Source organism: Stenotrophomonas sp. YJH_SMC_14-1 (assembly GCF_059372275.1).
In genome coordinates this window covers 1-21,234 of record NZ_JCAFVK010000004.1, presented here as the reverse complement: position 1 = coordinate 21,234, position 21,234 = coordinate 1, and the positions used below count along the sequence as shown (strand labels likewise).

Sequence of the window (21,234 nt, the reverse complement as noted above, 5' to 3'; positions counted from 1 at the left end):
GATAATTGAGTGGTCTGGGCGCACCTGCGCGGTAAGATGGCCGGCGCCCCTTTCAACCAGCCCGTCCATGCCTGCAGAACCGACCGGCACCGCCCTTGTACCCGATCCGCGGATGGCGCAGGCGCTGAGCCGCGACCGGCGACGGGTGGTCCTGAGCTACCTGGTGATGGCATTGGCCTGGATGATCGCTTCCGACAGTGCCGTGCAGGCGCTGGTGCCGGATCCGCAGCAGGCGGCGATGTGGCAGAGCGTGAAGGGCTCGTTCTTCGCACTGGCCAGTGCCGGCCTGCTGTACCTGCTGCTGCGGCCGCTGGCCGAGCATGTGCTGCACACCCATGCGCGCCAGCAGGCCTCGGAGCTGCGCCTGCGGCAGATGTTCGAGGGCAACCCCGGCCCGATCCTGGTCTACGACCTGGACACGCTGGCGATCCTCGATGCGAATCCGGCTGCCTGTACCGCCTTCGGCTGGGAGCGTGACGAACTGCTGGAGCAGACCATCGACGCGTTGTGGCCGCCAGGCCAGGACCAGGCGCTGCAGACCAAGCTGGAGGCGATCCGCGAGGCGCCGGAGGAACTGTGCATCCTGCGCACCCAGCTGCAGCTGCGTGACGGCTCGTTGCGGCAGATGGAACTGCGCTCCAACGCCATCAGCTATGACGGCCACAACGCGCGCTTGTTGATTGCCATCGACCGCACCGCCGAAGACCTGGCCCAGCTGCGCCGTGACCAGGCGCTTGCGCGGGTGGAAGAAGCCCACGAACTGGCGCGCATCGGCGCCTGGGAACTGGACCCGTCCACCGGCATGGGCCGCTATTCCAACCAGGTCTACCGACTGCTTGGCCGCCGGCCGCCGGAAGCCCGCCGCTGGCACCGCTTCGACGAGCTGCTGGTTCCCGCCGACCCTGCCACCGCCACCCAGACTGAACAGCTGCTGGCCGATCTCTGCTCGGGTGATCCGGTGCAGGTCGACGTACTGCTGCCCCTGCTGTCGATGGACGGACGCGCCCTGATGGTGCACCTGCGTGCCGCCAGTGGTGTCGATGAGTCCGGCCGCAGCCGCGTACTGGGCACCCTGCAGGACGTGACCGAGCGGGAGCAATCGCGACGCCTGCTGCGCGAGCGCGAAGAACAGTTCCGAGAGCTGGTGCGGGTGCTGCCCGATGGCGTGGTGATCCTCTCCGACGAGCACGTGCTGTACACCAACGCCTGGGCGGCCAGCCTGTTCGGCTATGGCAGCCATACCCTGCTGGGTGAGCCGCTGTCGGCGCTGGTCGCTGCCGGTGATCTGGCCCGCGTCCGCGGCCAGCTGCGTGCAGGACAGCCACACCTGGGCCCCGGCCACAGCAGCGTGGTGGCCATGCAGCGCGCCGACGGCCGCAGCTTCCATGCCGGCCTGGCGGTGGGCGAGGTCCGCTATGGTGGCCGCGACTGCAAGCTGCTGATCGTGCGCGACCTCAGTGATTCCGAACGGACGCGCAGTGCACTGGAAACCAGCAACCGCGAACTGCAGGCGATGGCCGGCCGCCTGTTCTCCCTGCAGGAAGACGAGCGCCGCGCGATCTCGCGCGATCTGCACGACGACATCGGCCAGGCGATCACGGCGATCAAATTGTCCGCCCATGCCGCGCAGGACGAGCACGATCCGCAGCGCCGCGCCGAGGACCTGGCACAGATCGTCAGCCTGGCCGACACCACGGTAGCCAAGCTGCGCGACATCTCCACTCTGCTGCGCCCTCCGCAGCTGGACGCGCTGGGCCTGGAAGCGGCCCTCAGCTGGCAGGCGCGGGTGCTGTTCCGTTCTTCGCAGGTGGAGCTGCTGGCCGAGATCGAGCCCCTGCCTCATCGCCCCGACAACAGCATCGAACAGGCCTGCTTCCGCATCGCACAGGAGAGCCTGACCAACGTGCTGCGGCACGCACGCGCGAGCCAGGTACACCTGCAGCTGCGCGACATCGGCAAGCGCAGCCTGCACCTGCAGATCCGCGACGACGGCGAAGGTTTCGACCCGGACGGCCCGCGCGGCCTGGGCCTGATCGTGATGCGCGAGCGCGCGCAGAGTGTCGGCGGCCATGTGCGCATCGAGTCCGCACAGGGCGAAGGCACCCTGATCGACGTTCACCTCCCCTACCAGGCGGCCAGCATGGCCGCCGTTGAGTCACCGGAATACTGAGCCTATGTGGAATCCCAACCAGCCGCCGGTCAGCATCGATGATGCACCCGATCGCCTCGGTGCCGGCAACCCCGAGCTGCAGGCGATGGTCGCCGAAGCGGCCTCCGGCGGCACCGCGCTGATGCTGATGCACGTGGACATCGACCACTTCGCTTCCGTCAACGAGAACATGAGCGCCGAGGTGGGTGACCAGGCGCTGGTGCTGGTGGCGCAGCGGCTGCAGTCCTACCTGCGCGGTCGCGGCAAACTGTGGCGGCATGGCAGCGACGAGTTCCTGATCGCGGTCCCGCGCAACGCCGACGTGCCGCTGCCGGAGGACTTCGCCGAGGAGATCCGGCAACAGATGGAGTTGCCCCTGTCGGTGCTGCCGTACACGCTGTTCATGACCGGCAAGCTTGGGGTGAGCCTGTGCCCGGAACACGCCAGTAACGCCTCGCGACTGCTCGACCACGCCGAGGATGCGCTGTACCAGGCAGCCCGCGAAGGTGGAAACGCGGTGCGCATCCATGCAGTGGATACCCCGCCGAGCGCGCACAGCGAGAGCATCATCGCGCGCCAGATCGTCGACGCGATCCCCAACGGTGAGCTGAAGCTTCGCTACCAGCCGCTGGTCAGTGCCCGCGACGGCCACGTGGTGGGCATGGAGGCGCTGCTGCGCTGGCAGTCCCCCACGCTGGGCATGCTGGTGCCGGAGCGCTTCATGCGCACCGCCGAGCGGCTGGGCATCATCGTGCAGATCGGCACCTGGGTGCTGGAAGGCGCGCTCAAGCAGGCCCGCCTGTGGCGCGACCAAGGCTTCGACGACTTCACCATTGCCGTGAACGTCTCCACCCTGCAGCTGCTGCGGCCGAACTTCTTCGCTGAAGTGATGGGCCTGATCCAGGCCGCGGGCGTGCCGGCACAGATGCTGACGCTGGAGATCAACGAAAGCGCGCTGACCAACAATGTCAATTTTGTGCACGAGACACTGGCCAACCTGCGCAACGAAGGCATCAGCCTGAGCCTGGACAACTTCGGCACCGGCGATTCCAGCCTCAGTGCGCTGGTGCGTTACCCGGTGGACAAGCTGAAGATCGACCGCAGTTTCATCAAGAGTGCACCAGCCGGCAACCGCGAAGCGGCCATCGCACGCGCGATCATCGCCATGGGCCACCAGCTGGGCATGACGGTCATTGCCAACGGCGTGGAATCGCAGGCGCAGCTGGGCTTCCTGCGCCGCAACGACTGCGACGTGTTCCAGGGCTACCTGTTCGGCGAACCGATGTCGGCCGATGCCGCCGGCATGACCCTGCGCCGCCGCTACCTGCGCCCGGAAGCCTTCGCCGAGACCCGCCCGGACCGCACGCTGCTGCTGCTGGACGACGAGGAGAACGTGCTGCGCTCGCTGGTGCGCCTGTTCCGCCGCGATGGCTACCGCATCCTGGCCGCCGGCAACGTGCGCGATGCATTCGACCTGCTGGCGATCAACGACGTGCAGGTGATCCTGTCCGACCAGCGCATGAGCGACATGAGCGGCACCGAGTTCCTGGGCCGGGTGAAGATGCTGTACCCGGACACGATCCGGCTTGTGCTGTCCGGCTACACCGATCTGAACACGGTGACCGACGCGATCAACCGTGGTGCGATCTACCGCTTCCTGACCAAGCCGTGGAACGACGATGAGCTGCGCAAGCACATCCACCAGGCGTTCCGCACCTATGAGGAGCAGCGGCGCAGCAACGCCGGTCCGGCGCCTGCCGAGAGCGGGGATGGCGGCGAGGATCGCCCGCTGCGGTAACGATCCCGTCTGGTAGAGCCAGCCGCTGGCCGGCTGCTCTCGATGCCTGGTTCAATGAGGTTGCCGGCCAGCGGCCGGCACTACCCGAAGCGCGAACCCAGGTCGGGGACAAGCCCTGGTAGAGACGGCCGCTGGCCGGCTGCTCTCGATGCCCGGTTCAATGGGATTGCCGGCCAGCGGCCGGCACTACCCGAAGCGCGAACCCAGGCCGGGGACAAGCCCTGGCAGAGCCGGCCGCTGGCCGGCTGCTCTCGATGCCCGGTTCAATGAGGTTGCCGGCCAGCGGCCGGCACTACCCGAAGCGCGACTTCAGGTCGGGGACAAGCCCTGGTAGAGCCGGCCGCTGGCCGGCTGCTCTCGATACCTGGTTCAAAGAGGTTGCCGGCCAGCGGCCGGCACTACCCGAAGCGCGACTCCAGGTCGGGGACAAGCCCTGGTAGAGCCGGCCGCTGGCCGGCTGCTCTCGATGCCCGGTTCAATGAGGTTGCCGGCCAGCGGCCGGCACTACCCGAAGCGCGAACCCGGTCGGGGACAAGCCCTGGTAGAGCCGGCCGCTGGCCGGCTGCTCTCGATGCCCAGTTCAATGGGATTGCCGGCCAGCGGCCGGCACTACCCGAAGCGCAAACCCGGCCGGGGACAAGCCCTGGTAGAGCCGGCCGCTGGCCGGCTGCTCTCGATGCCCGGTTCAATGGGATTGCCGGCCAGCGGCCGGCACTACCCGAAGCGCGAATCCAGGTCGGGGACAAGCCCTGGTAGAGCCGGCCGCTGGCCGGCTGCTCTCGATGTCTGGTTCAAAGAGGTTGCCGGCCAGCGGCCGGCACTACCCGAAGGGGTCAGCGCGGCTGCTTCACCGGCAGCACCACGCGGAAGCGCGAGCCCACGCCCGGGGTGCTGTCCAGGTCGATGCGGCCATGGTGCTTGTTGATGATGCTGTAGGAGATCGACAGGCCCAGGCCGGTACCGCTGCCCACCGGCTTGGTGGTGAAGAACGGATCGAAGATGCGCTGGCGCAGTTCCGGCGAGATGCCGCCGCCGGTGTCTTCAAATTCGACCCATACCTGGTCACCGTCGACACCGGTACGCACGGTGATCGTGCCGCGCTCGGCAATGGCGTGGCCGGCGTTGAGCAGCAGGTTCATGTAGACCTGGTTCAACTCGGACGGCAGGCACTCCACCAGCGGCAGCTGGCCGAACTCACGCACCAGGGTGACCTTGTACTTGAGCTCGTTCCAGATGATGTTGATGGTCGATTCCAGCCCTGCGTGCAGGTCCACCAGCTTCCACGATTCGTCGCGGCCGGAATACGAGAAGTCCTTCAGGTCACGCACGATGCGGGTGACCCGTTCGATGCCTTCGCGCGATTCGGCCATCAGCTGCGGCAGGTCGCGGCTGATGAAATCGATGTCCAGGCGGTCACGGATATCGTCGATTTCCGGAATCAACGCCTTCGGGTCGGGCGCACGAAGGGCGCGTTCGTAGGCTTCGATCACCGTGAACAGGCTGCGCAGGTACTCCTGCAGGCTGCCCAGGTTGGAGTGCACGTAGCCGATCGGATTGTTGATCTCGTGCGCCACGCCGGCAGCGAGCTGGCCGATGGACGCCATCTTTTCCGACTGCAGCAGCTTTTCCTGGGTACCGTTGAGGCGCAGGTAGGCCTGGCGCAGCTCGGCATGGCGCTGCTGCAGCTCGCGCTCGTAGTCTTCCTGCCCTTCGATATGGCGGAACAACGCCAGGAAGTGCCCCTGGCCGACCGGGCCGTGGTGGTAGAGGTGGGCGATGACCACACCCTCCCCCAGCGGCAGGCTGCCGTTCCAGTGACCATGCTGCCGCGCCTGTTCCAGCGCATCGGGTGGCAGCAGCTCACGCAGCCGCTGCGGCGGCAGTGCACCGTCCTCCCCACCCGCCAACAGGTTCTGCGCGGCCGGATTGGCCAGCGCCACCTGCCCGTCTTCAGTGAACAGCAGCAGCCCTTCGCGCAGGCGCTCAAGCAGGGCCTGCAGCACCGGCTGCGGCGGAAGGGGGGCGGTAACCAGGGCGTTGGCAGCAGACACGGCGACTCGGGACGTTCGAACAGGCGCCCAATATACGCGGTCACGCAGCGGGCTTCAGCCCGCGGGGGTGGGTAGTGCGATCGCCGTCGCGTCAGGCGACGGCGAGTGGGCGGCGGGCAGTAACGGTGTGTGACTGGCCCTTGGCGTCATAGGCCGAGGCGTCTTCGGTACGGCCCAACTGGCGCAATGCCCAGTTGACCTCGCGGCGGCGGCGCGACAGCAGCACGCCGTTGGCGCGGTTGCGCTCGGCCAGTTCCTGCAGCTGCTCGCCCTGCCCCACCGGCGGCGCGCCTTCCAGCGCACGCAGCGCTTCCAGCTTGGCTCCGGTAGCCCGGATCAGGGCGTGCACGTCGTGCTCGACCAGGGCCTGGCGTTCAACGTCCAGAGCCTGGGCAAGGCGCTGCAGCGACTCGCTCATCGCCGCAGTCATCCGTGCAGCTGCTGGTCCAGCTCGAGCATGCGCGATGCAATCGCGTCCGGATTGATCTTGTAGGTGCCGTTCTGCAGCGATTCGCGCACGGCGGCCACGCGCTGGGCGTCGATCGCCGGGGCGGTGGTCAGCTCACGCTCGATGGCCTGCAGATTGGTGGCCTCGCCGGTCAGGCGCAGGCTGTCGGCCGCCTCGACCGGGCGCGCCGCCGCATCGGTGCTGACGCCGGGCTTGTTGGCCGGGGTCGTCACGCTGCGCAGTGCCTGGGGGACCTGCAGGTTGCCGTCGATTTTCTGGCTCATGGGGTGTCCTGGAGTTGCCGTTCACAAGGGATAACGGCCGCAGGGCCGTGATCTTTAGGGATATTTTGCGGTAATTCAACGCGCCACGATTACGTCACCTGCGGCATCGACCGTGCCCTGCACGATCCGCCGCGAGGACAGGTTCTCGACCGAGACCCGCTCGTTCTCACCGGCATCACCCATCGCACGGCCGGCAATGCGGACCTCGACCGAACCGCGACGCGACACCAGGGCCACATTGTCTCCTCGCTTGATGAGACGCTGAACCACCAGGTCGTTGTTCGACAGCAGGGCTCCGGCCTGCAACGGACGGCGGGCGACGCGGCCGATCGCTGCATTGGGATCGGCCAGCACCGCGCCGGCAATCCGGGCAGCGTCACGCTGGGCAGTGGTGATATCGGCGGCAGTGAGGGTTTCTCCAGTGCCGATTCCGCGGTTGAGCACCAGTACGGTCTGGTTGCGCCGCACCTTTACCGGCACGAACAGGCGCCAGCCACCGGCATCGGGGCAGCTGACTTCGACCGTGGTGTTGGCGGTGGGCTGCACCTGCAGCGCGCCACCACACCTGGGCAGGCGCAGCGCATCGGCCACCTGGGCCTCGCCCTCGCTGCCGGCCGGCAGCGTCGACAACGCCGCGGCGCGAATGCTGGCCACCGGCTGCCAGTCGGCGGCAACCGCCCACGGCGAGGCCAAGGCCAACGCGATGGCGAAGAGAGATGTGACCCGGCGCATGGCGCCTCCTGTCGATGGGATCTGGCCTTGGTGCGTGCAAGGGGTGTGCCAGAGACCGGGTCTCGGGATGGGGATGTGTAGAGTCGTCTGTTAATCGACTTTCGCGCGAAGCGCGGGATTTCCCGCGATCGGATAAGAGCAGTCGACTATAAGAGCAGTCGACTAACAGTCGACTCTACAGAAGCGGTGTGGAGCGCGCGGGCGGCAGAGCGCCCTCAAGTTCGGCGCCTACCCCGCCGATACAGCAGCCATGTCCCATGACCTGCTCAACCGGATCGACCAGCGGACCCGACTGGCCGGCCACAATCGCCTGGCGCTGCTGCTGTTCCGTCTCGGCGGACGTCAGCTTTTTGGCGTCAATGTCTTCAAGGTGCAGGAGGTCCTGCGGCGCCCGGAGCTGTTCCAGGTGCCCGGGCTGCCCAGCCAGTTCTCCGGCGTGGCCGACGTGCGCGGCCGTTCGGTGCCGGTGCTGGACCTCGGGCTGGCGATCGGCCATCCCGAGCGCGAGCCCGATGCGGACACCTCGCCCGGCTATCTGGTCGTCACCGAATTCAACCGTTCGATCCAGGGCTTCCTGGTCAGCGGCGTGGAGCGCATCGTCAACATCGCGGTGGAAGACATCCACCCGCCGCCGGAACTGGGCGCCGAATCGAGCTACCTGACCGCGGTCACCCGCTTCCAGGGCGAGCTGATCCAGGTGATCGACGTGGAGAGCGTGCTGGCGGACATTGCCCAGGTGCGCGGCGAGGCCGTGCTCGATCCGGCGATGGCGATGCCCTCCGACGGCCCGCAGCTGCAGGTGCTGGTGGTGGATGACTCGCGCGTGGCCCGCCAGCAGATCCGCAGCGTGCTCGACCAGCTGGGCGTGGGTGCCACTCTGCTCTCCGATGGCAAGCAGGCGCTGGACCACCTGCTGCAGATTCACGCCTCGGGCGAGAACCCGGCCGAACGCTACGCCATGGTCATCTCGGACATCGAGATGCCGGCCATGGACGGCTATACGCTGACGACGGAAATCCGGCGCCATCCGGGCCTGGCCGGCCTGTACGTGCTGCTGCACACCTCGCTGTCGGGCGTCTTCAACAACGCCATGGTCGAGCGCGTGGGCGCCAACGCCTTCGTCGCCAAGTACTCGCCGCACGAGCTGGCCGATTTCGTGCTGGACCGCCTGCGCAAGGTCGCGATGGCGGCCTGACGGCCGCTGATCCGGTAGTGCCGGCCGCTGGCCGGCAACCGCAGATCCATCGGGGAGCCGGCCAGCGGCCGGCACTACCCTCCCCCTTTTGGCACACCCCTTGCAGCTTCCCGGGCAACGTTCCCGTGGGAGTGCACCGTGCGCAACCTGATTACCGACTACCTGGGCGTCCATGCCCAGGCCATGCCGTTGCGCGAACAGCGAATGAAGCTGATCGCCAGCAACCTCGGCAATGCCGACACTCCCGGCTACAAGGCCCAGGACCTGGACTTCGACGCCGCCCTGCGCCATGCCCAGGGGCAGGATGCCAATGGCCTGATGGCCACCACCCATGAGCAGCACTACGAAATCAGTAGTGGCCTGAACCCGTTCCAGATCGCGCGGGAAGGCGTGCAACCCAGCCTGGACGGCAACACCGTCGATCCCGATGCCGAGCGTGCGGCCTATGGCCGCGCCGCGCTCGAGTACCGCGCTTCGCTCAGCTTCGTCGAGAGCAAGGTGCGTTCCATGTTGACCGCGATCACGGGGCAATAAGCCATGAGCAACCTGCCGATCTTCGATATCGCCGGCTCCGCGCTGCAGGCGCAGTCGGTGCGCATGAGCACCATCGCCTCCAACCTCTCCAACGCCGATACCGTCGCCGGTTCCGCCGAAGCGGTGTACAAGCCGCTGGAGCCGATCTTCCAGGCCGTCACCAGCAAGAACGATCCGAACATCACCTCGGTGAAGGTGAAGGAGATCACCCAGAGCGAGGCCGCGCCGATCAAGCGCTATGAGCCGGGCCACCCGCTGGCCGATGGCGATGGCTACATCTACCAGCCCGACGTCGATCCGGTGGCGCAGATGGTCAACCTGATCTCGACCTCGCGCAACTACCAGGCCGGCGTGGAGATGCTGACCACCGCCAAGGAACTGGCCCTGGCCACCCTGACCATGGGCCGCTGAGGCCCGCAGTACCGGATACCGCCATGACCACCGCCGTCAACAACCAGACCAACCAGGACGTCTACACCGCACTCGGTCTGAACGCCCCGAACAGCAACGCCACCAAGAAGAAGAACACGCTGGACCAGGCCGATTTCCTGCGCCTGATGACCGAACAGCTGCAGCACCAGGATCCGCTGAAGCCGATGGACAACACGCAGATGGTCGCGCAGATGGCGCAGATGTCCACCGTGCAGGGCATCACCGATCTGAACAAGACGGTGAAGGGCTTCCAGGAATCGATGGCCAGCGACCAGGTGCTGCGTGGTGCGGCGCTGGTCGGCCACCAGGTGCTGGTGCCGTCGGAAAAGCTGGTGCTGGAAAAGGAAGGCAACGTTGAAGGCACGGTGGCCGCGCCCTCGGCCGGCATCATCACCGTCGACATCACCGATGCCACCGGCGCCAAGGTCACCTCGCTGAGCGTGGAAGCCAAGGCCGCCGGCGAGACTGCGTTCCAGTGGGACGGCAAGGATGCCAACGGCAAGCGCATGGAGCCGGGCAAGTATTCCATCGTTGCCAACCACGTCGATACCGCCGGCAAGAGCACCAAGCTGTCCACCTACGTGCAGGCGCCGGTGGAAAGCGTGACCGTCGGTTCCGACGGCCTGTACCTGAACCTCAAGGGCCTGGGCACGGCCCCGATCGACTACGTGCTCCGCGTCAGCTGAGCCGCACACCTCGCACTTACCAGGAGCATCCCATGGGCTTCAATGTCTCGCTGTCCGGCATCAATGCCGCCAATTCCGACCTGAGCGTCACCGCCAACAACGTCGCCAACGTCAACACCACCGGCTTCAAGGAATCGCGCGCCGAATTCGCCGACCTGTTCTCGGCCACCGGCTATGGCCTGTCGAAGAACGCGGTCGGCTCTGGCGTGCGCGTTTCCAATGTCGCGCAGCAGTTCAAGCAGGGCCACAACGAACAGACCGGCCGCAGCCTGGACATGGCCATTTCCGGTGAAGGCTTCTTCACCATGAACATGAACGGCACCCGCGTGTACTCGCGCGCCGGCAACTTCCAGACCGATGCATCGGGCTACGTGGTCAACCCGCAGGGTGCGCGCCTGCAGGTGTTCGCACCGAATGCCGACGGCACCAACTTCGATGCCGGCCGCATGGTCGACCTGCAGCTGCTCACCACCGACAGCCCGCCGAAGCAGACCAGCGAAGTGAAGGTCGGCTTCACCCTGCCGGCCAACGCGAAGCAGCCGACGGTCACCACCTTCGATCCGACCGACTCCAACAGCTACAACCACTCCAGCGGCGGCATCACCGTGTACGACTCGCTGGGCGTCAGCCACATCCAGGTCTCGTACTTCGTGAAGGGTGCCAACCCGAACGAGTGGACCGTGCGCAACTACGTGGACGGCCAGCCGGCCGGCGCGCCGACCCCGGTCACCTTCGACAACAGCGGCAAGCTGACCGCACCGGCGGACGGCAAGGTCAGCCTCGGCACCTTCACCCCGACCACCGGTGCCGGCGTGCTGAACATGACGCTGGACGTGAGCGGCTCGACCCAGTACGGCGAAAAGTTCGCGCTGCGCAACACCCAGCAGGACGGCTACGCCGCCGGCAAGCTCAATGAGATCACCGTGTCGGAAACCGGCGTGGTCTACGCGCGTTACTCCAATGGCGCCGACAAGCCGCTGGGCCAGGTCGCGCTGACCACCTTCAACAATCCGCAGGGCCTGGAATCGAAGGGCAACAACCTGTGGGTGGACACCTTCAGCTCGGGCACGCCGCGCACCGGCATGCCGGATACCTCCAACCTCGGCAAGATCCAGGCTGGCTCGCTGGAAGCGTCCACCGTCGACCTCACCGAGCAGCTGGTCAACATGATCACCGCGCAGCGCAACTTCCAGGCCAACGCGCAGATGATCACCACCCAGGACCAGATCACCCAGACCGTCATCAACATCCGTTGATGAGCTGCTGACCCTGTCACGGAACTCCCCGCATGGATAAAGCCCTTTACGTGGCGATGACCGGTGCCCGCGCCTCCCTGCAGGCGCAGGGAACGCTCAGCCACAACCTCGCCAACTCGGACACCCCTGGCTTCAAGGAAGCGCTGGCCAACACCGAAGCCTTCCCGATCAAGGGCCCGGGCTTTGCCTCACGGGTGGATGCGCTGCACGTCGATGCCGGCTTCAACCGCACGCCCGGCTCGCAGCACATCACCGGCAAGCCGCTGGATCTGTCCCTGCAGACCGGCACCTGGCTGGCGGTGCAGTCCAGCGACGGCAGCGAGGCGTACACGCGCGGTGCTGCACTGTCGGTCACCCCGAACGGCCAGCTGGTGACCTCCAGCGGGCGCACGGTACTGGATGACAACAACAATCCGATCGCCATTCCGCCCTACCAGGCCATGGAGATCGGTGCCGACGGCACGATCTCGATCATTCCACAGGGCGAAGGCCCGCAGACGATGGCGCAGATCGGCCGGATCAAGGTGGTGCAGGCGCCGGACGAGCGCCTTGAGCGTGGCCTGGATGGCCTGTTCCGCAACACCGACCCGCGCCAGCCGTTCGCCCCGGCACAGGGCACGGCCGTGCACAGCGGCCAGCTGGAAGGCAGCAACGTGGACGCCGCTGGCGCGCTGGTGCAGATGATCCAGCTGCAGCGCCAGTACGAAATGCAGGTGCAGGTGATCAAGCACGGCGACGAGAACGCGCGCAGCGCCAACAGCATGCTGCGCCTGGGCAGCTGACGGAATTCCGGCGCCGGCTGACAGCGGCGCTGGCACACCGCTTGCACACCCGCATACAAGGGCCGCACCACGCGGCCGGCTTCACCAGACAGGACATCGAAGATGAACCAGGCATTGTGGATCGCGAAAACCGGACTGGATGCGCAGCAGATGCGCATGTCGGTGGTTTCCAACAACCTCGCCAACACCAACACCACCGGCTTCAAGCAGGACCGTGCCAGTTTTGAAGACCTGCTGTACCAGCAGGTGCGCCAGCCCGGCGGCTCCTCCTCGGCACAGACGCAGCTGCCAACCGGCCTGCAACTGGGTACCGGCGTGCGCGTGGTCGCCACCGCCAAGAATTTTGAACAGGGTGGCCAGCAGCAGACCGGCCGCGCCCTCGACGTGATGGTCAATGGCCGCGGCTTCTTCGAGGTTCAGATGCCTGATGGCAGCTCGGCCTACACCCGTGATGGCTCGTTCAAGATCAACCAGGACAGCGAGCTGGTCACCAACAGCGGCTACCCGGTGCAGCCAGGCATCCAGATTCCCGAAGGCGCGCAGTCGGTCACCATCGGTACCGACGGCACCATCAGCGTGAAGATGGCCGACGGCGCCGCCTCGGTGGAAGTCGGCGCGCTGACCCTGACCGACTTCGTCAATCCGGCCGGCCTGCAGGCCCGTGGCGAGAATCTGTTCCTCGAGACCACTGCGTCCGGTCCGGCACAGAACGGCAACCCCGGCCTCAACGGCCTCGGCACCGTGGTGCAGGGCGCGCTGGAAGGCAGCAACGTCAACGTGGTGGAAGAGCTGGTGTCGATGATCGAAACCCAGCGCGCCTACGAAATGAACGCCAAGGCGATTTCCACCACCGATTCGATGCTCGGCTACCTCAACAACAAGCTCTGACCGGCCAACCCGGGAAACCGCCATGTCGCCCATTTCCAACTTCGCCCGCACTGCCCTCGCCTGCACCGTGGCTGCCCTGCTCGGTGGCTGCGTGATTGCTGGCGATGTGCGCCCCTATCCGGCAATGGCACCGATCCAGCCGATCATGCCACCGCAGGCCGAACCGACCGCCGGCGCGATCTACGCGGCCGGCCCGACCCTGCAGTTGTATTCGGACCGTCGCGCGCGCGATGTCGGCGACCTGCTGACCATCACCCTGCTGGAAAACACCACCGCGCAGACCAGTGCCAATACCGCCACCAACAAGGAATCGAACCTGAGCCTGGGCACGCCGTCCATCCTCGGTGCGCCGGTCACCCTGGGCGGCAAGGACATTCTGAGTGCTACGGCCAAGGGCGCGCGCGACTTCACCGGCAAGGGCAACAGCGCGCAGAGCAACCGCCTGCAGGGCAGCGTCACGGTCACGGTGATCCAGCGCCTGCCCAACGGCAACCTGGTGGTACAGGGGCAGAAGAACCTGCGCCTGAACCAGGGTGATGAACTGGTGCAGGTGCAGGGCATCGTGCGCCCGGGCGACATCAGCCAGGACAACACCATTCCGTCCAGCCGCGTGGCCGAAGCCCGCATCGTCTACGGCGGCCGCGGCCCGGTCGCGCAGTCCAACGCGATGGGCTGGCTGAGCCGCTTCTTCAACTCCGGCCTGACGCCGTTCTGAGTATGGCCATGAAACTCTTCTCCTCTTCTTCCTGGCAGCGACGCATGACGTCGCTCTACTGCGGCGTGTTCCTGCTCTTCGCGGTGGTGGCCCCGGCCAGCGCCGAGCGCATCAAGGACCTGGCCCAGGTCGGCGGCGTGCGTGGCAATGCGCTGGTGGGTTATGGCCTGGTGGTCGGCCTGGATGGCAGCGGCGACCGCACCAGCCAGGCACCCTTCACCGTGCAGAGCCTGAAGAACCTGCTCGGCGAGCTGGGCGTGAACGTACCGCCGAACGTCAACCCGCAGCTGAAGAACGTGGCCGCCGTGGCGATCCACGCCGAACTGCCGCCGTTCGCCAAGCCGGGCCAGACGATCGACATCACCGTGTCCTCGATCGGCAACGCGGTCTCGCTGCGTGGCGGTTCGCTGTTGATGGCCCCGCTGCGCGGCGCCGACGGCCAGATCTATGCCATCGCCCAGGGCAACCTGATCGTGGGCGGCTTTGGTGCACAGGGCAAGGATGGTTCCCGTGTCTCGGTGAACGTGCCCAGCGTCGGCCGTATTCCCAATGGCGCCACCGTGGAGCGTGCGCTGCCCGATCCGCTGGCCAACGGCGGCGAGATCACCCTGAACCTCCACAACAATGACTTCACCACGGTCTCGCGCATGGTCGCTGCGCTCAACAATGCGTTCGGCGACGGTGCGGCGCGTGCGGTCGACGGCGTGACCGTGGCGGTTACCGCGCCGACCGATCCGGGCGCACGCATCGGCCTGCTGGCGCGCATCGAGAACCTGGAACTGACCCCGGGCAGCGCTCCGGCCAAGGTGGTGGTCAATTCGCGTACCGGCACCGTGGTCATCGGCCAGCAGGTGCGCGTGGGACCTGCCGCGATCTCGCACGGTTCGCTGACCGTGACCATCCAGGAAAACACCAACGTCAGCCAGCCCAATGCGCTGTCCGGCGGCCGTACCGTAGCCAGCCCGCAGTCGACCATCACCGCCACCAACGACGGCAGCCGCATGTTCAAGTTCAGCGGCGGCACCACCCTGGACGAGATCGTGCACGCGGTGAACGCCGTGGGCGCAGCACCAGGCGATCTCATCGCGATCCTGGAAGCCCTGAAGCAGGCCGGCGCATTGAGTGCCGAGCTCGAGGTGATCTGATATGCGCATCAATCCCGCATTCGATCTGCACCCGGCACAACAGAACGATCCGGCGAAGATCGACAAGGTCGCGCGCCAGCTGGAAGGCCAGTTCGCGCAGATGCTGGTCAAGAGCATGCGTGACGCCAGTTTCGGCGACTCGCTGTTCCCCGGCGAAAACAAGATGTTCCGCGAGATGTACGACCAGAAGATTGCCGAGGCGATGACCCGCGGCAAAGGCCTGGGCCTGTCCGGCATGATCAGCCGGCAGCTGTCCGGCCAGGCCGCCGATGGCCCGGCGCTGGATACCCGCGTGGACCCGGCCAAGGCCAGCCGTGCCTATCAGCTCAATGCACCGGCCAAGCCGGCACCGTCGCTGCCGCTGGAAGACGGCAGCCAGGCCGTGCGTTTGCTGCAGCAGATGGCCGCCGGCGCCCAGTCCGGCGCACACGCGGCGGTTGCACCGATGGAACAGGCCCTGGACCTGATCGCCGGGCGCGAAAGCAGCAGCATGCACCGCTCGCTGGGTACCGAAGATCCGTACATCGGCGGCCTGCAAGGCGAGGACTGGGCTGCCAACAGCGACCAGTGGGCGGCCACCGCCAGCAACCGCGGCACGGCCATCAGCCCGGCCGATGCAATGGCGACCCGCACCGCCGTCGCGCGGCTGGGCGAACACACCCCGGAAGGCTTCGTCGCCAGCATCTGGCAGCACGCGCAGCGTGCGGCCAAGGAACTGGGCGTGGATGCCCGCGCCCTGGTCGCCCAGGCCGCGCTGGAAACCGGCTGGGGCAAGCGCCACATCAAGCATGCCGACGGCAGCACCTCGCACAACCTGTTCGGCATCAAGGCCAATGGCTGGAACGGCCAGCGCGCCGTGGCCGGCACCCACGAGTACGTCGATGGCGTGCGCCGCAACGAGACCGCCAGCTTCCGTGCCTACAGTTCGCCGGCCGAGAGCTTTGCCGACTACGTGCGCCTGCTGAAGACCAGCCCGCGCTACCAGCAGGCCCTGCAGGCCGGCACCGACGTGCAGGGCTTCGCCCGTGGCCTGCAGCGCGCCGGCTATGCCACCGACCCGCGCTACGCGGCCAAGATCGCCGCGATCGCCGGCGGACCGACCATCGAGCGCGCCGTCAGCGCCGTGGCAGACGCCGGCTCGCGCCTTGGCCAGACCTTCGCCAGCACCGCAACCGCGGCGCTGGGTATCACCCGTCGTTGAGGAACCCCATGTCCAGCGTACTTTCCACCGGTACCGGTGCCCTGCTCGCCTTCCAGCGTGCGTTGGCGACCACCAGCCACAACGTGGCCAACCTCAATACTCCGGGCTATAGCCGGCAGAAGGTCAACTTCGCCACGGCTGATCCCCAGAACTACGGCTACGGCACGGTCGGCAACGGCACCCGCATCACCGACATCCGCCGTACCGCCGACCAGCTGGCGATCTCGCGCCTGCTCGACAGCAGCGGCGAGCTGGCGCGCCTGAAGCAGCTCTCCGGCATGGCCGACCGGGTCAATTCGTTGTTCTCCGACGCGGCAACCAACGTGTCCGGCGTCTGGTCGAAGTTCTTCGATTCGGTCAGCGGCCTGTCCTCCAATGCCGCCGGCACCGCCGACCGCCAGAACATGCTGGATGGTGGCAAGGCGCTGGCCAACCGCTTCGTGCAGCTCAACACGCACCTGAACAACCTCAACAGCGAGGTCAACAACGGCCTGCTGGCCGGTGCCACCGAGGTCAACCGGCTGGCGCAGGAGATCGCGCAGATCAACGGTGCGATCGGCACCAACATCGCTACCGCCGCACCGGACCTGCTCGACCGCCGCGACCAGTTGATCACCCAGCTGATCGGCTACACCGGTGGCACTGCAGTGATCCAGGACGGCGGCATCATGAATGTCTATACCGCCGGCGGGAACGCGCTGGTGGTGGGCACCACGGCGACCAAGGTCACCACCGTGGCCGACCCGTACCAGCCGGAGCGGCTGCAGCTGGCGCTGGAAACGCAGGGCAACACCATCCGGCTCGACCCGAAGGCGGTCGGTGGCCAGATCGGCGGCCTGCTGGAATTCCGCGACACCGTGCTGACGCCTGCCCAGGCCGAACTGGGCAAGCTGGCGGTAGGGCTGGCTGAGAGCTTCAACCAGGTGCATCACCAAGGCGTGGACCTGTATGGCCAGCTCGGGGGTGACTTCTTCAACATCGGCAACCCGCGCGTCACCGCCAACAATGCCAACACCGGCACCGCCAGCCTCAGCGCCAGTTACGGCGACCTCGGCAAGCTGGACGCGCAGAACGTGGTGCTGCAGTTCGATGGCACCAACTGGAAGGCCAGCCGTGCCGACACCGGTGCCAACGTTCCGCTGACCGGCACCGGTACGGCCGCCGATCCACTGGTGATCAACGGCGTCAAGCTGGTGGTCGGCGGTACCCCGGCGGCCAACGACCGCTTCCTGCTGCAGCCGACCGCAGGCGTGGCGGGCAGCATGGAAGTGGCGATCACCGATCCGTCGCGCATCGCCGCTGCCGCGGCGGTGAAGGGCGCGGCGGCGACGTCCAACACGGGCACCGGCAAGCTGAGCGGTGTCACCGTCAGCGATTCGACCAACGCCAACCTGCGCAATCCGGCCGCGATCGTGTTCACCTCGGCCACCACCTACACCATCGATGGGGGCCCGCCGCAGACCTATACTCCCGGCCAGACCATCAGTGCCAATGGCTGGAGCTTCGTGCTGGACGGTGCGCCGAAGGTTGGCGACACCTTCAACATCACCCCGACTCCGGCGGGCTCGTCGGACAACAGCAACGCCTCCAGGCTGTCCAAGGTGGAGAGCGCCAAGGCATTCAACAGCGGCACGGTCACCCTCAACGGCGCCCTGGGTGGCCTGACCACCCAGGTCGGTGCAGCCGCCCGCTCGGCCGAGTATTCGCTGGAAGCGCAGCTGGTGATCAATGACAAGGCGCAGGAAGCGCGCGATGAGGTATCCGGCGTCAACCTGGACGAGGAGGCGGCCGACATGCTGCGCCTGCAACAGGCCTACCAGGCAGCCTCGCAGCTGATCTCCACCGCCGACAGCATGTTCCAGACCATCCTGGGAGCCGTCCGTCGATGAGCAGCCGTATCTCCACAAGCATGATGTTCAACCAGTCCGTGTCGCTGATGATGGCCAAGCAGGCCAAGCTCAGCCACCTGGAGCAGCAGATCGCCACCGGCAGCAAGATCGTCAGCGCCAAGGACGATCCGGTTGCCGCTGGTGCGGCGGTCGGGCTTGACCGCAGCCTGGCCGCACTGGACCGGATGAAACTGAATGCCGGCAACGTGCAGAACCGACTGGGCGTACAGGAAAACACCCTGGCCCAGGTCAACGACCTGATGGCCCGCGTCAACGACCTGACCATCCAGGCCAGCAATCCGGCACTGGGCGCCGCCGACAAGAAAACGCTGATCACCGAACTGAACCAGATCCGCGAGGGCCTGCTGTCGCTGGCCAACGCCGACGACGGCACCGGCCGCTACGTGTTCGGCGGCACCAACGATGGCGATCCGCCGTTCGCCAAGATCAATGGCAAGGTGGTCTACCGTGGCGACCAGACCCAGCGCCAGATTGAAGTCGGCCCCGACACCTATGTGCGGGATGCCCTGCCCGGCAGCGAAATCTTCATGCGCATTCCTACCGGCGACGGCTTCGTCGATGGTGTTGCCGCAGCCGGCAATACCGGCAATGGCGTGCTGACCAACATCACCCGCGATGGCAGCGACAGCTGGAACGGCCAGTCCTTCAGCATCCGATTCACCGCCGCCGACCAGTACCAGGTACTGGACGGTGCTGGCAACGTGACCGGCACCGGCACGTTCAAGGCCGGTGACAACGTGGAAGTCAACGGTGTCCGCCTGCAGATCACCGGCGCACCCGCTGCCGGTGACAGCTTCAACGTGAAGCCGGCAACCAGTCGCGACATCTTCGACACCATGGACAAGCTGATTGCCGCGCTGGATGCCGACACCGGCACCACCGCCAGGATGAGCGCGCAGCAGAACGAACTGCAGAGCGCCCTGCGCGATGTGGCCCGTGCGTCGGAACGGATGATCGATTCGCGTGCGGCCGGCGGTGCGCAGCTGAAGGCACTGGACAATGCCGCCGACATGCGCGAAGCCAACAGCGTGACCCTGAAGACCACGCTGTCGCAGATGCGCGACCTGGACTACGCCGATGCACTGAGCCAGTACCAGTTGCAGAGCACCGCGCTGCAGGCGGCACAGACGATCTTCTCGCAGATGCAGTCGATGTCGTTGTTCAACAAGATCCGCTGACGCATCTCCTGCGTCACCCCTGAAAGGCCGCGATGCCCTGCATCGCGGCCTTTTTCGTTTCTGCTTGCCCGTTCCGTCGCGCTCGCCGGGCGTGGCCCGGCGCTACCGGAAACGTGCTGCACGCATTTCCCGTGATTGCCCATCAAGCCCGGCCCTGCCCCGCCGATACCTTCATCAGCGCTGGTTGGGCATGCCCAACCGCCCTTTCCGGGGTCGCCTTCACGCCCAGCCAGGGCTGGAAAACCCGGGAAAAACAGCCTCCGGCACCGGATTTCAGCATCGACGGAATTCACGGCTAAAGGTTGTTGACAAAGCGCCGTTATTCATTTGGCAACAGCGAAGCACACAGCCACACAAAAAAACAGGCGGCGCTTCGTTTCATTCACCAACGGGTTCCATATAAGAGGAGACGACCCCATGGCACAGGTAATCAACACCAATACGATGTCGCTCAACGCTCAGCGCAACCTGAGCACCAGCGGCAGCTCGCTCGCTACCACCATCCAGCGCCTCTCGTCCGGCCTGCGCATCAACAGCGCGAAGGACGACGCGGCCGGCCTGGCCATCAGCGAGCGCTTCACCACCCAGATCCGCGGTCTGGACGTGGCCATCCGCAACGCCAACGACGGTATCTCGCTGGCCCAGGTCGCCGAGGGTTCGCTGAGCGAAGTCGGCAACAACCTGCAGCGCATCCGTGAACTGGCCGTGCAGTCCTCCAACGCCACCAACTCGGCCAGCGACCGCAAGGCCCTGCAGGCTGAAGTGACCCAGCTGGTCTCGGAAGTCGACCGCGTGGCCAAGCAGGCCGACTTCAACGGCACCAAGCTGCTGGACGGCTCCTTCACCAGCCAGCTGTTCCAGGTCGGCGCCAACGCCGGCCAGGCCATCGCCATCAACAGCGTGGTCAACGCCAAGGCTGATTCGCTGGGCGCGGCAACCTTCGCCAACGGCTACACCGGCACCAGCCTGGCCGCCGCCGACAAGGCCACCGCCGACACCACCTACTCCGGCCTGCAGATCTCGGTGACCCCGCCGGGCGGCACCGCCACCACGGTCACCATCAACGACTTCACCGTGAAGGCGGGCGAATCGATCACCTCGGCCACCTCCGCCGCGATCAACAACAAGCTGGGCGAAACCGGCGTCATGGCCTCGGTCAATGCCGGTGTGATCAGCCTGGCCTCGGTCAAGGACGGCCAGACCTTCACCCTGGGCGTCAGTGCCGCAACCCCGCCGGCTGGCGCCACCGCCGCGACCATCGCCGGCCTGGGCCTGACCGAAACGAGCACCAACGGCGGCCTGCTGACTGGCGCCACGGCCAACTTCGTCAAGGACCTGAACGTCACCACCGCCGAAGGCGCACAGAAGGCGCTGTCGATCGTCGACAAGGCCCTCGAATCGGTCAACAGCGTGCGCGCCGACCTCGGCGCGATCCAGAACCGCTTCACCTCGGTGGTGGCCAACCTGCAGACCTCCTCGGAGAACCTGTCCGCATCGCGCAGCCGCATCCGCGATACCGACTTCGCCAAGGAAACCGCCGAACTGACCCGCACCCAGATCCTGCAGCAGGCCGGTACGGCCATGCTGGCCCAGGCCAACCAGGTACCGCAGAACGTGCTCAGCCTGTTGCAGCGCTGACATGAGCCGCCCCCGGGGCACGTCGGGGGCGTCTAACCCAACTCACGTGCAACCGCTCAAGGACCTCTCCTCATGGCACAAGTCATCAACACCAATACGATGTCGTTGAATGCTCAGCGTAACCTGAGCACCAGCGGCAGCTCGCTGGCCACCACCATCCAGCGCCTGTCCTCCGGTTCGCGCATCAACAGCGCCAAGGACGACGCCGCCGG

General features: G+C 66.6%; 20 protein-coding genes. 16 read left to right on the top strand and 4 right to left on the bottom strand.

Annotated elements, in window-relative coordinates; all coding sequences use genetic code 11:
- Positions 1-67 precede the first annotated feature (67 nt).
- Both AC5P9P_RS11715 and AC5P9P_RS11710 read left to right on the top strand, forming a co-directional pair.
- Entirely contained in the window at positions 68-2,170 is a 2,103-nt protein-coding gene (locus AC5P9P_RS11715; RefSeq protein ID WP_049403810.1) for a sensor histidine kinase, read from the top strand.
- 4 nt (positions 2,171-2,174) lie between these two features.
- Positions 2,175-3,947, top strand: coding sequence for an EAL domain-containing protein (locus AC5P9P_RS11710; RefSeq protein WP_005409582.1), 1,773 nt, complete (start codon positions 2,175-2,177; stop codon positions 3,945-3,947).
- Positions 3,948-4,780: 833 nt separating this feature from the next.
- Here the strand turns inward: AC5P9P_RS11710 and AC5P9P_RS11705 are convergent.
- From AC5P9P_RS11705 to flgA, 4 genes are all read right to left on the bottom strand, one after another.
- Positions 4,781-5,998 carry an ATP-binding protein gene (locus AC5P9P_RS11705; protein WP_005409581.1) on the bottom strand — a complete coding sequence of 406 codons (1,218 nt, stop codon included), beginning with the start codon at positions 5,996-5,998 and terminating at the stop codon, positions 4,781-4,783.
- Positions 5,999-6,089: 91 nt separating this feature from the next.
- On the bottom strand, positions 6,090-6,428 hold the full coding sequence (locus AC5P9P_RS11700) for a flagella protein (protein ID WP_049402749.1): 339 nt from the start codon (positions 6,426-6,428) through the stop codon (positions 6,090-6,092).
- Positions 6,425-6,730, bottom strand: a complete 306-nt coding sequence (flgM, locus tag AC5P9P_RS11695; RefSeq protein ID WP_019337421.1) for a flagellar biosynthesis anti-sigma factor FlgM — start codon at positions 6,728-6,730, stop codon at positions 6,425-6,427. Before flgM ends, AC5P9P_RS11700 begins: the two co-directional genes overlap by 4 nt.
- A 75-nt stretch (positions 6,731-6,805) precedes the next feature.
- Positions 6,806-7,462 (bottom strand): flagellar basal body P-ring formation chaperone FlgA, encoded by a 657-nt coding sequence (gene flgA, locus AC5P9P_RS11690; RefSeq protein ID WP_495232786.1) that lies wholly within the window; start codon positions 7,460-7,462, stop codon positions 6,806-6,808.
- Positions 7,463-7,712: 250 nt separating this feature from the next.
- Here flgA and AC5P9P_RS11685 point away from each other — a divergent pair, with 250 nt between their 5' ends.
- From AC5P9P_RS11685 to AC5P9P_RS11620, 14 genes are all read left to right on the top strand, one after another.
- Complete coding sequence (locus AC5P9P_RS11685) at positions 7,713-8,657, top strand: chemotaxis protein (RefSeq protein ID WP_033835498.1); 945 nt, start codon at positions 7,713-7,715, stop codon at positions 8,655-8,657.
- Positions 8,658-8,795: 138 nt separating this feature from the next.
- The gene (gene flgB / locus AC5P9P_RS11680; protein ID WP_005409576.1) at positions 8,796-9,191 is read left to right on the top strand and encodes a flagellar basal body rod protein FlgB; all 396 of its coding nucleotides are present in this window, start codon (positions 8,796-8,798) and stop codon (positions 9,189-9,191) included.
- Positions 9,192-9,194: 3 nt separating this feature from the next.
- Positions 9,195-9,602, top strand: coding sequence for a flagellar basal body rod protein FlgC (flgC, locus tag AC5P9P_RS11675; RefSeq protein WP_049402747.1), 408 nt, complete (start codon positions 9,195-9,197; stop codon positions 9,600-9,602).
- A gap of 23 nt (positions 9,603-9,625) precedes the next feature.
- Positions 9,626-10,309 (top strand): flagellar hook assembly protein FlgD, encoded by a 684-nt coding sequence (locus AC5P9P_RS11670; RefSeq protein ID WP_005413273.1) that lies wholly within the window; start codon positions 9,626-9,628, stop codon positions 10,307-10,309.
- Positions 10,310-10,341: 32 nt separating this feature from the next.
- Positions 10,342-11,565: a flagellar hook protein FlgE gene (gene flgE / locus AC5P9P_RS11665; RefSeq protein WP_012480126.1), complete on the top strand. Its 1,224-nt coding sequence runs from the start codon at positions 10,342-10,344 to the stop codon at positions 11,563-11,565.
- Positions 11,566-11,597: 32 nt separating this feature from the next.
- Positions 11,598-12,347: a flagellar basal body rod protein FlgF gene (locus AC5P9P_RS11660; protein ID WP_049402746.1), complete on the top strand. Its 750-nt coding sequence runs from the start codon at positions 11,598-11,600 to the stop codon at positions 12,345-12,347.
- Positions 12,348-12,449: 102 nt separating this feature from the next.
- The gene (flgG, locus tag AC5P9P_RS11655; RefSeq protein WP_005409571.1) at positions 12,450-13,235 is read left to right on the top strand and encodes a flagellar basal-body rod protein FlgG; all 786 of its coding nucleotides are present in this window, start codon (positions 12,450-12,452) and stop codon (positions 13,233-13,235) included.
- Between the two features lie 22 nt (positions 13,236-13,257).
- Positions 13,258-13,950 carry a flagellar basal body L-ring protein FlgH gene (gene flgH, locus AC5P9P_RS11650; protein ID WP_005409570.1) on the top strand — a complete coding sequence of 231 codons (693 nt, stop codon included), beginning with the start codon at positions 13,258-13,260 and terminating at the stop codon, positions 13,948-13,950.
- A 2-nt stretch (positions 13,951-13,952) separates the two neighbouring features.
- Positions 13,953-15,095 carry a flagellar basal body P-ring protein FlgI gene (locus tag AC5P9P_RS11645; protein WP_495232785.1) on the top strand — a complete coding sequence of 381 codons (1,143 nt, stop codon included), beginning with the start codon at positions 13,953-13,955 and terminating at the stop codon, positions 15,093-15,095.
- Position 15,096: 1 nt separating this feature from the next.
- The gene (gene flgJ, locus AC5P9P_RS11640; RefSeq protein WP_049453066.1) at positions 15,097-16,296 is read left to right on the top strand and encodes a flagellar assembly peptidoglycan hydrolase FlgJ; all 1,200 of its coding nucleotides are present in this window, start codon (positions 15,097-15,099) and stop codon (positions 16,294-16,296) included.
- Positions 16,297-16,304: 8 nt separating this feature from the next.
- On the top strand, positions 16,305-18,185 hold the full coding sequence (gene flgK, locus AC5P9P_RS11635) for a flagellar hook-associated protein FlgK (protein ID WP_005413269.1): 1,881 nt from the start codon (positions 16,305-16,307) through the stop codon (positions 18,183-18,185).
- A complete protein-coding gene (flgL, locus tag AC5P9P_RS11630) occupies positions 18,182-19,384 on the top strand; it encodes a flagellar hook-associated protein FlgL (RefSeq protein ID WP_033835491.1) in 1,203 nt (400 codons plus the stop codon). Before flgK ends, flgL begins: the two co-directional genes overlap by 4 nt.
- 417 nt (positions 19,385-19,801) lie before the next feature.
- Complete coding sequence (locus tag AC5P9P_RS11625; RefSeq protein ID WP_005413267.1) at positions 19,802-21,022, top strand: flagellin; 1,221 nt, start codon at positions 19,802-19,804, stop codon at positions 21,020-21,022.
- Positions 21,023-21,094: 72 nt separating this feature from the next.
- The coding region (locus tag AC5P9P_RS11620; RefSeq protein ID WP_482995120.1) for a flagellin N-terminal helical domain-containing protein at positions 21,095-21,234 on the top strand (140 nt) is incomplete at its 3' end.

What these genes read in the sequence shown, in the direction of transcription:
- flgM (WP_019337421.1), bottom strand. Translation starts at nt 6,730, where the DNA reads ATGAGCCAGAAAATCGACGGCAACCTGCAGGTCCCCCAGGCACTGCGC.
- flgE (WP_012480126.1), top strand. Translation starts at nt 10,342, where the DNA reads ATGGGCTTCAATGTCTCGCTGTCCGGCATCAATGCCGCCAATTCCGAC.
- flgA (WP_495232786.1), bottom strand. Translation starts at nt 7,462, where the DNA reads ATGCGCCGGGTCACATCTCTCTTCGCCATCGCGTTGGCCTTGGCCTCG.
- flgH (WP_005409570.1), top strand. Translation starts at nt 13,258, where the DNA reads ATGTCGCCCATTTCCAACTTCGCCCGCACTGCCCTCGCCTGCACCGTG.
- flgC (WP_049402747.1), top strand. Translation starts at nt 9,195, where the DNA reads ATGAGCAACCTGCCGATCTTCGATATCGCCGGCTCCGCGCTGCAGGCG.
- AC5P9P_RS11685 (WP_033835498.1), top strand. Translation starts at nt 7,713, where the DNA reads ATGTCCCATGACCTGCTCAACCGGATCGACCAGCGGACCCGACTGGCC.
- AC5P9P_RS11660 (WP_049402746.1), top strand. Translation starts at nt 11,598, where the DNA reads ATGGATAAAGCCCTTTACGTGGCGATGACCGGTGCCCGCGCCTCCCTG.
- AC5P9P_RS11715 (WP_049403810.1), top strand. Translation starts at nt 68, where the DNA reads ATGCCTGCAGAACCGACCGGCACCGCCCTTGTACCCGATCCGCGGATG.
- AC5P9P_RS11700 (WP_049402749.1), bottom strand. Translation starts at nt 6,428, where the DNA reads ATGACTGCGGCGATGAGCGAGTCGCTGCAGCGCCTTGCCCAGGCTCTG.
- flgK (WP_005413269.1), top strand. Translation starts at nt 16,305, where the DNA reads ATGTCCAGCGTACTTTCCACCGGTACCGGTGCCCTGCTCGCCTTCCAG.
- AC5P9P_RS11670 (WP_005413273.1), top strand. Translation starts at nt 9,626, where the DNA reads ATGACCACCGCCGTCAACAACCAGACCAACCAGGACGTCTACACCGCA.
- flgL (WP_033835491.1), top strand. Translation starts at nt 18,182, where the DNA reads ATGAGCAGCCGTATCTCCACAAGCATGATGTTCAACCAGTCCGTGTCG.
- AC5P9P_RS11625 (WP_005413267.1), top strand. Translation starts at nt 19,802, where the DNA reads ATGGCACAGGTAATCAACACCAATACGATGTCGCTCAACGCTCAGCGC.
- flgJ (WP_049453066.1), top strand. Translation starts at nt 15,097, where the DNA reads ATGCGCATCAATCCCGCATTCGATCTGCACCCGGCACAACAGAACGAT.
- AC5P9P_RS11710 (WP_005409582.1), top strand. Translation starts at nt 2,175, where the DNA reads ATGTGGAATCCCAACCAGCCGCCGGTCAGCATCGATGATGCACCCGAT.
- flgG (WP_005409571.1), top strand. Translation starts at nt 12,450, where the DNA reads ATGAACCAGGCATTGTGGATCGCGAAAACCGGACTGGATGCGCAGCAG.
- AC5P9P_RS11645 (WP_495232785.1), top strand. Translation starts at nt 13,953, where the DNA reads ATGGCCATGAAACTCTTCTCCTCTTCTTCCTGGCAGCGACGCATGACG.